This is a genomic window from Microcoleus sp. CAWBG27 (genome assembly GCF_020883145.1).
Lineage (GTDB): Bacteria > Cyanobacteriota > Cyanobacteriia > Cyanobacteriales > Microcoleaceae > Microcoleus.
In genome coordinates this window covers 39,649-54,828 of the sequence record NZ_JAHREU010000002.1, presented here as the reverse complement: position 1 = coordinate 54,828, position 15,180 = coordinate 39,649, and the positions used below count along the sequence as shown (strand labels likewise).

The window sequence follows — 15,180 nt, the reverse complement described above, 5'->3', positions numbered from 1 at the left end:
AAATAGAAAGAGACTTCAATAAAGGTATGTAGTTGCGCTTTAGCGCTCTTTTCTATTTAATATATGAAAGAAAGAGCGCTGAAGCGCAACTACGTACCTTAGAATGAGTTCAATCAAGGTATGTAGTTGCGCTTCAGCGCTCTAATCTATATATTCAAAGAGCGCTGAAGCGCAACAACGTACCTTAAAATGAGGTTTTTGAAAGGTATGTAGTTGCGCTTTAGCGCTCTTTGAATATATACATTCAAAGAGCGCTTAAGCGCAACTACGTACCTTAAATTTTAACGAACAGACAAGGCAACTTCATAACCCTGTACTAATTCCATCAATTCTTGCCAAGCTTCTGAATTAATTAGCGAACAAGTATCAAGTTGAACCCCCTTTTCTGAAGATAACGCAACAAAATTTACGATCCAACTCAAGATAGTTTCGCTTGTCAACAATGGCGTGCATTTCCAAGCTGACTGCAACTTCTCCACCATCCCGGACATATCCCCCCGCTCCCAAGCTTGCCAAGCCTGCCATACTAGATAATAGTAATGGAGCATACTGTCAACTTTTTCGATCTGTTTTTGGACTTTGGGGGCGATCGCAAATTTGTCTCGATTCCCACTAGCAGATAGAACTTGGGCGACAACTTCTGAGTATTCCAACAGCATCCGTTCTTCCTTAAAAAGCTCTTGAGCCCGCAGTTTGCAAGCTTGTCCTGCCAGCCTCCGCAATTCGGGATTTTGGGCCCATAATTCTACGGTTTCAGCTAACTCTTGTACAGTCTGTTGCGAATCTATTGTCGGATCCGCAATTAACTTTCCGGTATCTCCCAACTCTTCGGGAATTCCGCTGACTGCTGTGGCAATTACGGGCAATCCCTTCGCCATTGCTTCCATTACTGCTAGCGGCATTCCCTCGGCTTTGGATGATAAAATAAAGATGTCGCTGGCATCCAACCAATCGGCAACATCCCACCGCTGGCCGATAAATTTAACTTGTTCGGTGACTCCTAATTGGCTGACAGTTGCTCTCAATTCCGGTTCCATGTTGTCGTGAGTGGTGGAACCGGGGCCGGCCCAAACGAAGTAAATTTGCGGCCAAACAGGCAGATTTTTCAGTTTGGCGATCGCCTGCAATTGATACTGATATCCTTTAATTGGAGTCAGTCTCGCCGCCGTGAAACAAACCACAGCCTCTTCGGGAATGCCTTGTTCTTGGCGCAGGCGTTGGCGGGTTGAGAGATTGGGCGGTTCAAAGTAATTGTTCGGCCTGCCGTAATAAATTACTTTCCCCCATTCCCGAGGCATTTTGAACAAACTCTTGAACAAGTTTAAATTCTCGTGGGAAACAGCTATCACCGATTTAGCCAAGTTGTACTGGTAGGAGACTGCATCGAAATAGGGAATCTGATCTCCACGGTTAAAAGTCTTATAAGTGCGATCGATATAACCGAGAGTAATTACATAAGGTATGTTCTGTTTGAGTGCAACTTGTTTCGCAGCAAAATTTGCCATCGGCCAGCCATCGCTAAATATAATTAAATCCGGTTTAGCTTCCGCGTAAATTCTTTCAGCATCGCTACAATTGTAGGCAATTCGCAAAAACTCCCTCATCGTATCGAACTCCAGCCAAATATGCTCGATACCTAGTTGTTGTTGTTCGGTAATTAAAGGATTAGAAGCTTTAGTTTGCACGCTAGTAACTCGGTAGCCATCGGCTGCTAATTTGCAAAGCAGCGAGTGGTTAAACTGCGCCAAACCGCCGATTCCGTGGTCTTCTGCGTAGACGAGTACGTGCGGTGCAAGTTTGCGGCCAATTGAACTGGGTTCTGATTTAAATTGATAGGTATTGTTGACTGCCTCCGCCACCATGTCTTGCCATTCTTTTAAATTGGTTAAGGCATAGGCATCAAAGTTGTTCGTGTATTTTTCCGAAGAAACTCTAAAAGTTTCCAACCATTTAAAAACTGTTTCTGTGCCATTATAAGGAGTATAGTAGAGAGATTTTTTCAAACACTCGACCATCTCTGGCAAATATCCGTCGTGGTACATCCGCCACGCTATCCACACTAAAGACTTGTAACGTTCTGCCTTTTGTAATTGGCGTATGCGATCGGGTAAATTGGGTTGGGCGAAGAATTGCTCCATCACAGTTTCCATGCTTTTCATCACTTTTTGCCCGCCGGACATGAGATTGCTATTGTGCTGGCGGTAGCAGGTTAATATCTCTTTCAACCACGCACATTTGCAGCCTTTTAAACCCAAACGCAAAGCAAAATCTAAATCTTCTGTTGGCGGAAAGCGATGGTCAAAACCGCCCAGACGTTCCCACCACTCGCGCCGCACCATCATTGCACTGGGACGCACGCTTTTGTGCAGGACAAAGCTTTCTAAATCTAAGTTGGGCGTGTCTTCCCAAGGCATGACTGGGTAGATGTCTTTTCCGGTTTCATCAACCATCAACCAGCCGTTTTGTACCATCCCTAAAGAGGGGTCAGCTTCAAAACAAGCAATTTGTTTGGCGAGTTTTTCTGGCAGGAAAAAGTCGTCGGCATCCAGAAATGCTAAGAATTCGCCTTTGGCCAGTTCGCAAGCGCGGTTTCGGGCTTTTGCTGCTCCTTGATTTTCTTGATATACGTACTGAATTACATCGCGGTACGGCTCTAAAGTTTGCCTCGTATTGTCTGTAGAACCGTCATCTACGACGATGATTTCCCAGTTTTGGTAAGTTTGATTTACAGCACTCTCCACAGCTCTAGTAATGTAGCGTTCGCAGTTGTATGCCGGGATAATTACGCTGACTCGCGGTGTTTTTGAGGTAGGTATGCTAGCCATTATTTTTTTCCATTCTGGTAAGTTTCTTAACGATTGAAAATCGATTGTAACTCCATAAGTTTGAGCGATCGCACTCAGACGCTTCTGCCAATCTGTGACTGTTGGCCTTAGAGGATAAGGACTGTACTGGATAGATTTTTGGAAAAATTCAACCGCCTCTACTGGATGGTTACTATAGTACAATTGCCAAGCCATCCAAGTCAATGCTTCGTAAAAAGCCGGATTTTCTAACTCGCGGATGTGCTGCGGCAAATCTGGTTTGGCGAAAAATTGCTGTTTTAAGGTAATAAAAAGATTGGCTTGTTTGAGAGCTTTTTTTATGGATACATTTTGATCGTGCTGGCGGTAGGATACTGTCACTTGAGGCAGCCATGCTGCTTGGCAACCCAAGAGGGCTAAACGCAGGACTAAATCTGAATCGTCTACTGAATCAAATTCTGAATTAAATCCGCCTGCAAGTTCGAGCCAATGGCGCGAAAACATCATGGCGCTGGGAAGTACGGGCATTTGTACTATCCAAGTTTCTAAATCTAATTTGGGGAAATATTCCCAAGCTTTGATATCGGAAATTTTGTCGCCTTGCTGGTTGACAATGCGCCAGCCGCTGTTAACAATTCCTAAGGATGGTTGCTGGCGAAATAGGGATATTTGTGCTGCTAATTTATCTGGCCAAAAGAAGTCATCTTGATCTAAAAAAGCGATGAATTCGCCTTTGGCTTCTTGAATTCCTCGGTTGCGGGCTGCTGCTACTCCGGCATTTTCTTGATATACGTAGCGAATTTTGTCAAAATAAGGCTGCAATACCTGATGTGTCTCATCTGTCGAACCGTCGTCTACAACGATAATTTCTAAATCAGTAAAAGTTTGGCACAGCACGCTTTCTACCGCTTGCACGATGTAGCGAGATCCGTTGTATGCTGCTATAATTACGCTGACTTGCGGTGTGCGTGTGGCTGCTGACATTGTTTACCTGGTTGTTAAGTAGAAGGCCGAAGGAAGAGGGAAGAGGGAAGAGGGAAAAAGATATACACAACAAGCTTGAGGGCGAGCCGTATTTTGAGTTTTATTAGGTGGATTTACTTGACTGGTTGCTATCTTAGTTTAATCGAAATATGTGTTTGCTCGACTTGCCTACAAATTAACTTAAAGTTCGTTAGCGCAGCCCTCGAAGAGGATCGCACCAATGGCATCCAGATACTCGGCATTTACCAAAAAAAATTGGTTGAAAGCCCCAATCCGGAGCGGGAGAAATTAAAATCAGACTATTCATTACTCGATTCGTCGGACTTAATGGTAGAGTTCGATTTAAGGTGTCAACTGTCAACTGTCAACTGTCAACTGTCAACTGTCAACTGTTGAAAGCCGGCCGATGTCGGTGCACGATTTGGAGGATATTAGAGAGGTTTTGCTCTACAATTACACAGGGAATTATTACTAAACAGGAATGTTAAAAGTGAATTCAGAAACAGCAGCGGTTGATTTGCAACAACAGGCAGAAATATATTTAGCTTTAGGGAAGTTGGATCGGACGATCGCACTTTGCCACCAAATTCTCGAATCCCACCCCGATTCCGCCGAGACTTGCAAAACCCTAGGAAAGGCGCTGCAAGCTCAGGGTAAGCTAGAAGACGCTCGGTATTGGTATAAAGTTGCGATCGCCCACAAACCCGATTTTGCCGAAGCTTTTGCTAACCTCGGCACCCTCTGCGCTAGTTTGCAACAATGGCAAGAGGCGATCGACTGTTACCAAAAAGCGATCGCCCTGCAACCAGACTTTGCAGGATTTTACCGCAATTTGAGCCGGATATTTACCGAAGTCGGTCAACCTCGGCAAGCAGCCGACTGTTGGTATCAATCACTCAGCGTGGAACCCATCGACATACCGGAAGAATATCTAGATTTGGGCAATACCTTATTGGCGCAAAACAAGCCACAAAAAGCTCTAGTTTGTTACCACCGCGCTATTTATTTAAACCCTAGTTGTTGTGAAGCTTACACCAAATTAGCCGAAGCTGCTAGCGCCCTAAAACAGTGGGACGAAGCTATTGTTAACTACCGCAAAGCTATCAAGCTGCAACCGGATATTTCGGAGTTACATTACAAATTAGGCAATGTTTTGCAAGCCAATAAACTCTGGCGCGAAGCAGAATCTGCCTACTGCGAAAGTATTGAGCTGAATCCGAATTCTTTTTGGTCTTACTACAATTTAGGCAGCGTTCTGCTCGAATTAGAACAATGGCAAGAAGCTATTATTGTCTACCGCACGGCTGTGGCAATTGACCCAAATTTTTCTTGGTCTTACTACAGCCTCGGCGAAGCTTACGGCAAATTAGAAAAATGGTCGGAGTGCGCCGCAGCATACCAGCACGCTGTTGACTTAGACCCAAATTTTTCTGGTTCTTGTCACAAGTTGGGAGATGCACTTTTTCAATTAGAAAAATGGTCGGAAGCTGCGACAGCTTACCAGCGGGCGATCGCCCTTAATTCCGAATTCTTTTGGTCTCATTATAATTTAGCATTAACTTTAGTTAAACTCCAGGATTGGTTGGCAGCAATCTCCGCCTACCAGCGCGCCATCGAACTCAATCGAGACTTTTCTTGGGCTTACCACAATTTAGGAGAACCGCTGTTAAAAACCCAGCAGTGGAAAGCAGCAGCTACTGCTTATCAGCGCGCTATTGAACTCAACCCCAATTTTTCTTGGTCTTATTATAATTTAGGCGATGCTTTGACTGAGATCCACAACTGGAACGAAGCTGTTTCTGCTTACCTTTGTGCGCTGCAAATCGAACCCGAACTCCCCAACATTGACGCCAAGTTAGGCGATGCTCTCATCAAAAGAGTGCCGTCAGGGTTAGATCCGGCAACGAGTTACTATCACCACGAATTGCAGCCGCTGCACGCTCCTGAATTTTACTGCGAAACAGCCCAAAAGTTTGCCGAGAGCGATCGCCCCGACGCAGCTACAGTCTTGTACTTGATGGCGTTAGAAATTCGGCCGCAAGATGCCGCAATATCCGGGAAATTGGCGGAAATTTTGCAAAAAAAGGACTTTACGGGCGATCGCAGTATATTATCAGAGTTGGAGAATGACGATATTCGCGATCGCTACATTGCCCGAGTCGTCAAAAATCACACTTTTGCAGAAGTCGGGGGATTGTGGGGAACAGTCAACGAAAAAGTATCTGTAGCAAGCAAATACGGTGCAGTTTCTCTGACAATGATTGATGTCACGCCCCCAGCCGCACACATTTGGGATGATTTTCGCGATCGTATGGCAAGTTTAAATATTGCTAATTATAATTGTATCAGTCAAGATATAACTCAGATTCAGCTTGCAGAAATTGGTGAGCCTTACGATGTCGTCCACTGTGCAGGAGTTTTGTACCATCACCCCCACCCTTTGCAAATTTTAATGAGCTTGCGTCAAATAACAGGGCAGTATTTAATCTTAACTTCAGCAATTACCCAAGAACTTATAGAAAACGAGCGGGGACGCTACGAAATTCCAGCTTCTGGGGTAATCTTCATTCCCGCTTTGGGCGAAGCAGAACGAGCTATCTTAACAGCTTACTGGCAACAGTACACCTACGGCACACCAATTCTCGGAGTAATTGATAAAGCAGTTTTTGACATCAACGACTTTGGCCCATGGTGGTGGCTTCCTACAGCTTCTGCTTTAGAATCTATGTGTAAAGTAGCTGGCTTTAAGGTTTTAGATAAAGGATTGACTTGGTACAATAACGCTCTGACTCTATTGCTGGAGATTTAAAGATTGTGCATTCAGTTGACAGTTGTAGGGGCGGTGGATGGTGCGTGCCCGCCCTCTTCGTTAACAGTTGACCGCTTGAGGGCGACCTCTACCTAGAAGGAAGAGGATTGGAGTAATGAATAGTCTGATTTTAATTTATTCCAAAAGGGAGAGGATTTAAACCAATTCTTTCTGGTAAACGAACAATTTCAAAAAATCCGCACAAACAAATGATCGAAAATTCTATTTATGAGATGATTCCTAGTTCTCTTCCTCCAATATTCCTACTAGAACCCAGTCTGTTTTTAATTGCCAAATAAAATATACGAACCGCACCCGATGGTTGGGATTTTATTAATTACCCAAATCCTTGCTTTATTGCTTCTGACTTATCTTCTACATAACTAAGCCTTATTCCATCCGTTACAGCGGTTCTCAAAAAAGTGATGTATGCCCTATGCCCTATGCCCTGTTTGCCCTATGCCCTATGCCCTATGCCCTATGCCCATGAGTACCTCATATGGGAGATCGAAAAGCTATACATCTTCTGTTACATAATCCATTGCCGAACTTCCTTCTTCCTTTATATTTGGAAAAACACTCAATGAACAATCAGCAACCAGAGACGGCATTAGGAAACATTTTAGTAGTAGACGATACGCCAGAAAATCTGCGGCTGTTGTCTACAATGTTGACTCATCGGGGGTACGCGCCCCGCTGCGTGATTAACGGGCAAATGGCTCTGAGAGCCTGCAATTCTAATCCGCCCGATTTGATTTTACTCGACATAATGATGCCGGAAATGAACGGCTACGAAGTGTGTCAGCATCTGAAATCCGAACCTAAAACTCGCGAAATTCCGGTAATTTTTATCAGCGCTAAAGATGAAGTTTTCGACAAAGTAAACGCATTTGCAGTAGGAGCCGTTGACTACATCAGCAAGCCATTTCAGTTTGAAGAAGTGCTCGCCCGCATCGAAAGTCACCTGACCCTGCGGAACTTACAAAAACAGCTAAAAGAACAAAATGTGCTGCTTCTAGAAGAAATAACCAGCCGTTTAGCCGTTGAAAAAACTCTTTACGAAAAAAACCAGGTTTTGCAACAAGAAATCAGCAACCGCCTCGCCGTTGAAAAAGCCTTGCAAGAGCAAAACTTGCTCCTCCAACAAGAGATATCGAACCGCAAGCGCGCTGAATCTGCCCTCTTAAAATCTAACCAAGAATTGGCGCGGTCGAATGCCGAACTAGAACAATTTGCTTATGTAGCTTCTCACGACTTGCAAGCGCCTTTAGCAACTATTGCCAGCTACGCTCAACTTTTAGAAAAACGCTACAAAGACCAACTCGACAGCCAAGCTATTAAGTTTATCACCAATATCGTTCAGGGCTGCACGAGAATGCAAACTTTAATTGACGATTTGCTCGAATATTCGCGAGTTGGTCGCAGTCAGAAACCCTTTGAATTGGCAGATTGCAATCATGCCGTCCAGCAAGCAATTGCCAACCTACAAGGGGCTATCCGCAACGCTCAAGCAGTTGTTACCTACAGTGAATTGCCAGAGGTAATGGGGGATATTTCTCAACTGGTACAGCTTTTTCAAAATTTACTCGGCAATGCAATTAAATATCGCCACGATGCACCGCCTACGGTTCATATTACCGCTTCCCAACATGAGGAAAACTGGTTGTTTTCTGTGTCGGATAATGGGATTGGGATTGCTCCACAGCATCAAGAACGCATCTTTCAAATTTTCCAGCGCTTGCACACTCAAAGAGAATATTCTGGGACAGGTATTGGTTTAGCAATTTGTCAAAAGATTGTGGAACGTCACGGTGGATCTATGTGGGTGGAGTCGGAACCGGGTCAAGGTTCAACTTTTCACTTTACTCTCCCTTAATCGAGACATCAAGCACACACTTATAGCGGTTATCGGAAAGATGAGGTATTGACCAATTCATTAACCATTACAAAATTCCGCAATCCCCGAATCCCCGAATCCTCGAATCTCAAATCTCAAATCAAATTTGTACCTCATCTTTCGCTCGAAAGGCTATATAGCGGTTCTCAAGCGTGGTGAGGTATTCCCGATGCCCGATGCCCTATGCCCGATGCCCTATGCCCGATGCCCGATGCCCTATGCCCGATGCCCTATGCCCGATGCCCGATGCCCATGAGTACCTCATATTTTTGAGAAAGGCTATATCCAGAAGCTAGATGACAGGAGAAGCTGAATTAAATCCTATATTTTCAGGGCGAAGCTTGAAGGTAGCAGTTAAATTGCAAGTTAGAATAAAACATATTTCGCGTTGACAGCCGAGTGAATTTGTGATATAATTATAACTCTTAAACACAAGTTTTGTAGCGTTCAGTCACACCGCAATCCGATCGCCGATGTATGTGTAGGTGCAATTCGATAACTCCCCCGGAAATAAAAGATAAAATCCAAGTTAGCTTGAGACAACTTTTAATTAATAAATATTATGAAAGCAGTTTTTAACTTAGCTGTACCTCCTACGTGCTTCAAGGTTCTGTTAGTAGAAGACCACCCTCAGGAAGCTGAGCTTATTGAAGATTTGCTCTCAGGAATTAGCGGCCTGCAGTATATATTGCTGACGAAAGTAGAGTGCCTCAGCGAAGCGCAGCAGCGATTGAATCAAGAAAGTTTTGACATAATTTTATTAGACCTTTCACTACCAGACAGTCAGGGCATCGAGACGGTGGCTCGGATACAAGAGTACGGGGTAAATGTGCCGATCGTAGTTTTGACCGCCCAAAACGACGAAGAGCTGGCGCTGCGGTTGATTTCGGTGGGCGTACAGGATTATTTAGTCAAAAGAAAAATCGACGGCGAACTGTTAATGCGATCGCTCCGTTACGCCATAGAACGCCAGAACAGTCAAGATGCTTTGCGAAAAAGCGAAGAAAAATATCGCTCGGTGGTGGAAAATTCCCTGATCGGAATTGCCATCGTCGCTCCAATTATTGACCCCGCAATTGCTGAAAATTGCAATTGGATTGAAGTTAACGACGCGCTGTGCGATTTGCTCTTATACGAGCGCGACGAACTCGTAGACAAGCATTGCCTGGAGCTTACTCATCCAGAGGATTTTGAGGCTAATTTTGAAAAATTTTCTCAGATGTTAGCAGGTAAAACCGACGGTTACATCTCAGATAAAAGGTGGTTTAGAAAAGATGGCGAAATAGTTTACACGCGAGTTTCGCTGCGCTGCATCCGCGGCCTAGATGGATCTATTGACCGGATAATTGAAGTGGTGTTGGACGTGAGCGATCGCTACCGCTACGAAGCACAACTGAAAGCATCTGAAGAATTTTTAAACCACACTCTAAATGCGACCCCAGATCCAATTTTTGTCAAAGATGACCAGCACCGCTGGATGATATTAAATGATGCTTTTTGTCAGTTGATAGGGAAATCTCGACAAGAACTGATCGGCAAATCAGAATATGACTTTCTTCCAAAATCAGAAGCGGATGTTTTTTGCAGAAAAGATGAAGAATTATTGGCAAAAGATATCAGTTTGGAAACAGAAGATAAATTCACCGACACTGCGGGGAAAGAATGGATAATTTCTACCAAAAAAAGCGTTTTTAAAAGAGCTGATAACAGTAAAGTAATAGTTGGCACAATCAGAGATTTTACCGAATACAGACGGCAGCAAATAGCTCTGGAACAAAGCGAAGCTCGATTTCAAAAACTCGTAGCTAACCTGCCCGGAGTAATTTATCAATTTCGCTCTTCAGCAACTGGAGAAAGATCTTTTCCCTATGTCTCTTCTGGGAGTCGCGAACTTTACGAATTAGAGGCGGAAGTAATAGAGCAAAATGCAGAATTGTTTTTCAGCGGAATTCATGCAGACGATCGCTTAGATTTAGAAGCATCGATCGCAATTTCAGCCGCTACGCTGGAACCTTGGCGGCAGCAGTGGCGGCAGATTATGCCATCCGGAAAAGTTAAGTGGCTGCAAGGAGCATCCAGACCGGAAAGGCTCACCAATCAGAGCAAATCTGAGAGCAAAGGCGATATTCTCTGGGACGGTTTAGTGATGGATATCACTGAGTTAAAGCAGGCACAGACAGAGCGCGATCGCTTTTTTACTATTTCCTTAGACTTGCTTTGCATTGCTGGTTTCGACGGCTATTTTAAACGATTAAACTCTGCTTGGTCAAATGCTCTGCGCTACAGCAGTGCCGAACTGCTCGCCAAACCATTCATCGAATTTGTTCATCCAGACGATCGAGCAGCCACCTCAGCCGAAATGGAAAAACTAATCGCCGGTACGTCCATTATCTACTTTGAAAACCGCTATCTTTGCCAAGACGGTTCCTACAAATGGTTGCTGTGGACGGCATCGCCTTTTAGCGAAGAAGGTTTGATTTATGCAGTGGCTCGCGATATTACTTCTCGCAAAAAAGCTGAGTCGGAACTTCAGCGACAAGCAGTAGCAATGGCCGCTGCTCATGACGGCATTGCTATTTTTAACGCTCGTAAAGAATGTATTTATTCAAACGACGCTTATCTTAAAATGTACGGCTTGGCTAGCGCTAGCGAACTGTATGGGAAGAAATGGAAAATGCTCTACAGCCGTGCTGAAATTCAATATCTTGAACGTGAAATAATCCCGGCGCTCCAGGAAAAAGGGTACTGCAATATAGAAGCGATCGGTCAGCGGCGCGACGGTACTAAGTTCCCTCAAGAATTGTCGCTGACAATGCTTGCAGGGGGCGAGATAATTTCGATCTTCCGCGATATCACCAAAAGAAAACAAGCAGAATCAGAACTGCAATCTAGCCAGCGCCGCTATCAAACTTTAGCAGAAGCATCGCCGGTTTGCATATTTCACAGTGATGCCTTTGGTAATTGTCTTTATGTGAATCAGCGGTGGAGCGAAATCACGGGATTAGATCCAGAATTAGCAGCCGAAACAGGCTGGATGAATGCCGTACATCCTGATGATGCCGAGCGGGTGAAAAATGAATGGTATGGAGCAGTTATTAACAAAATTCCTTTTAAATCAGAATACCGCTTTCAGCGTCCAGACGGTCGGGTAATTTGGGCGATCGGTCAGGCGATCGCCGAAATCGGAGACAAGCACGAAGTTAAAGGCTATATCGGCAGCATTACTGATATTAGCGATCGCAAACAAGCTGAATTAGACCTACTGCGGGTGACTCAAGCCGTAGAAAGCACCAGTGATGCGATCGGCATTGCTGACTTGACAGGGCGATCGATCTACCACAATCAAGCCTTTATTGTGCGGTACGGCTACACAGCAGAAGAACTGAACGCAGCGGGTGGAGCAACGGCAATTTATCCGCAAAATTCAGTGCTGCAAGAAATGTTTAAAACGATTCGTAAAGGCAAATCTTGGCAAGGCGAACTCAAAATCAAAACTAAAAGTAAGGAACTGGTAACAACCTTATTTCGCGCTGACTGTATTAAAGATGAAACTGATAATTTAATCGGGTTTGTGGGAGTAATTACCGACATCACAGACCGCAAACAAGCTGAGATGGCGCTGCTAAAGCAATTAAGGCGAGAACGCCTGGTAGTTGCCATGCTCGATCGCATTCGCTCCTCCCTCAATTTAGAAGAAGTCCTCACCGCTGCTGTCGATCAAGTGCGGCAATTATTGCAAACAGACCGCACAGTTATTTACCGCTTTAATCCCGACTGGAGCGGCACTGTAGTTGTCGAATCCGTGGCAAAGAATCGAATTTCGCTCCGAGGTTTTAACAATTTTGACCTCTGTTTTAAAGATAAATTTGTTGCTATTTACCAGCAAGGCTGTATTCGAGCTATCGAAGATATTTATGGTGAAAATCTGAGCGAATGCTACATTAAAATTCTCGAAAGTTTTGAAGTGAGAGCTAACTTAGTAGTGCCGATTTTACAAGCACGAGAAAGCATTTACCCTGCCCAATCCACCGCAGAAAATCAACTTTGGGGACTGCTGATCGCCCACGATTGCAGCGGCCCCCGTGTCTGGGATTCCTCAGAAATAGAATCCCTGCGGCAATTGTGCGTGCAATTGGCGATCGCGATCCAGCAATCAACACTATTTCAACAAGCACAAACCGAAATAGCCGATCGCAAACAAGCAGAAGCAGCCCTACAATTAGCTAAAGAAGCCGCCGAAACCGCCAACCGCGCCAAAAGCGAATTTCTCGCCAACATGAGCCACGAACTCCGCACGCCTTTAAACGGGGTTTTAGGTTACGCTCAAATCCTCAAAACCGACAGAGACTTAAGCTGCGATCAACAAGAAAGTCTCAGCAATATTCAACATTGCGGTCAACACCTGCTGATGTTAATCAACGATGTTTTAGACCTTTCTAAAATCGAAGCTAGAAAAATGGAACTCTACCCGGAAGAGTTAAATTTTCTAAATTTTACGAAAAACATTGCGGATCTGTTTCAGATGCGGGCAGATCAAAAAGGAATTTGTTTCAATTACGAACAAGTATCGCCCCTGCCCACCTGCGTCCAAGTCGATCAAAAAAGATTGCGCCAAATTCTAATTAATTTACTCAGCAATGCGGTTAAATTTACTAACAGCGGCGGAGTAACTTTCAAAGTCGGCTATGTCGGCACAGAGGCCTGGAGTCGCAGACAAGGAGAAACATACGAATTCTCGCTTTTGAGTTCTGAACTCAAAGAAAATTATCTGCGCTTTTCCCACAATGCGATCGCAGCTAAACACGCTTTAAAAATCCGATTTCAAGTCGAGGATACCGGGACAGGAATAGATAAAAGCAAGTTAGAAGAAATATTTTTGCCGTTCCACCAAGTAGGAGGCAATACCTTTGTTGAAGGTACGGGTCTAGGACTCTCGATCAGCCAGAAATTAGCTAAACTGATGGGCAGCAAAATTCGCGTCAACAGCACTTTCGGAAAAGGCAGCACTTTCTGGCTAGATTTAGAATTGCCCGCAGCCAAACGCTACTTAGAGGTGTCTCCTTTGCGGGAAAAACGCTGGCTGGTCGGTTTTGTGGGCAATAAGCGGAAAGTGCTAATCGTGGACGACAATCAACTAAATCGCGATTTGTTGTGCAGGATGCTGGGGCGTTTGGGATTTGAAGTTGCAGAGGCACAAAATGGTCAAGAATGCCTCTACAAAGCAGTCAAATTTCAACCTGATGTGATTTTAATGGACTTGCAAATGCCTGTAATGGATGGCTTAGAAACTACAAGGAGACTGCGGCAGTTGCCGGAATTAAAAGATGTCGTGTTAATCGCTTTGTCAGCTAGCGTTTTCGAGTCGGCGCAGCAAGAGAGCATCCTTGCAGGGTGCGATGATTTTCTTCCCAAGCCGATCGAAGCAAATCACTTTTTGGAACAGTTGCGCGTGCATTTGGGACTAGAATGGATTTACGAGGAATCTCCGGAAAACCAAAATTGTAAAACTCCCAGTTTGTCACCAGCATCTGATTTTCCTGCTTATGCTGCTCTGTTACCTGCGGCTTCTGAGTCGGTAGCAAAAATTGTGAAACTTGCGGCTATGGGCGACATTGAAGAAATTTTTGAGGAGAGTGCTAAGCTGGAAAGTTTGGAACCAAAATTAGTGCCGTTTGCCACGAAGCTCCGCCAACTTGCTAAGGGATTTCAGCTCAAACAAATTCGGAATATTTTACAGCAGTATATCGATGGTTAGTAGTTATTAGTTATTGGTTATTGGTTATTGGTTATTGGTTATTGGTTATTGGTTATTGGTTATTGGTTATTGGTTATTGGTTATTGGTTATTGGTTATTGGTTATTGGTTATTAGTTATTAGTTATTGGTTATTGGTTATTGGTTATTAGTTATTGGTTCAAATGCCCAATGCCAATGCCCAATCCCTCCGCTACGCTCCGCCCAATGCCCAATGCGTACCTCATGTTAGTGAGAAAGGCTATATAATATTCTGTTGTTTCACTGTAACAGCCAACCAAATAAATCTCCTACTGTCAGTTGCAATTCCCTGGCAAAAGATGGCACGGGCAATAACTGTTCCGGTTCGTCAAACACCTCGGTTGATTGAGCCGGCCGATATACAAAAACCGATCGCTCTTCTGGATCGATTAACCAACCCGTTTGAGTTCCGTGTTTGAGACAATGTAAAATATTTTTAGTAACTTTAGTTTGGCTTTGGTCGGGGGAGAGGATTTCAATTGTCCAATCCGGGGCGATCGCAAACACATTTGCCACACCGCCATTTTCGTTGCGGGGAATGCGCTCCCAAGTGAATACAGTCACGTCGGGAACGATCGCGCGACCGCCAAAAACACACCGCAGTTCGGGAAATGCTCGCGCCACCTTTTGAGGTTTGAGAGCAGCATTAGCAGCACTTGTCAACTCGCCTTGAATTACACTATGTTCTCCTTGAGGCATGGGTTTTTGAATGATTTTACCGTCAATGTACTCGCTGGCTGGCTTGGTTTCTGACAACTTCAGAAACTCTTCGAGTGTCAAAGATTTTGGCAGGGTTTGTACCATCCGATTTTACCTCTAAAATAGGAGTTTCACCTGCTATTTTACCAAAAATGGCCCGACTCGCGCGATCGCCGCTCCGCTTACTTCTTGCTTCGGCTATACCACCTTGCA

At 44.5% G+C, this 15,180-nt stretch carries 5 protein-coding genes; 3 read left to right on the top strand and 2 right to left on the bottom strand.

Features of this window, described 5'->3' with window-relative positions; all coding sequences use genetic code 11:
• Positions 1 to 281: 281 nt before the first annotated feature.
• Positions 282 to 3,788 (bottom strand): glycosyltransferase, encoded by a 3,507-nt coding sequence (locus tag QZ938_RS01635; protein ID WP_293347001.1) that lies wholly within the window; start codon positions 3,786 to 3,788, stop codon positions 282 to 284.
• A 490-nt stretch (positions 3,789 to 4,278) separates the two neighbouring features.
• On the opposite strand from QZ938_RS01635, the gene QZ938_RS01630 reads away from it, so the two are divergent.
• The 3 genes from QZ938_RS01630 (at position 4,279) to QZ938_RS01620 (ending at position 14,249) form a co-directional block, all read left to right on the top strand.
• Positions 4,279 to 6,597 (top strand): tetratricopeptide repeat protein, encoded by a 2,319-nt coding sequence (locus QZ938_RS01630; RefSeq protein WP_293346998.1) that lies wholly within the window; start codon positions 4,279 to 4,281, stop codon positions 6,595 to 6,597.
• A 583-nt stretch (positions 6,598 to 7,180) separates the two neighbouring features.
• On the top strand, positions 7,181 to 8,473 hold the full coding sequence (locus tag QZ938_RS01625) for an ATP-binding protein (RefSeq protein WP_293153022.1): 1,293 nt from the start codon (positions 7,181 to 7,183) through the stop codon (positions 8,471 to 8,473).
• 583 nt (positions 8,474 to 9,056) lie between these two features.
• Positions 9,057 to 14,249, top strand: a complete 5,193-nt coding sequence (locus tag QZ938_RS01620; protein WP_293346996.1) for a PAS domain S-box protein — start codon at positions 9,057 to 9,059, stop codon at positions 14,247 to 14,249.
• A 259-nt stretch (positions 14,250 to 14,508) separates the two neighbouring features.
• Here the strand turns inward: QZ938_RS01620 and QZ938_RS01615 are convergent, their stop codons facing one another.
• On the bottom strand, positions 14,509 to 15,072 hold the full coding sequence (locus QZ938_RS01615; RefSeq protein WP_293346994.1) for a Uma2 family endonuclease: 564 nt from the start codon (positions 15,070 to 15,072) through the stop codon (positions 14,509 to 14,511).
• Positions 15,073 to 15,180 lie beyond the last annotated feature (108 nt).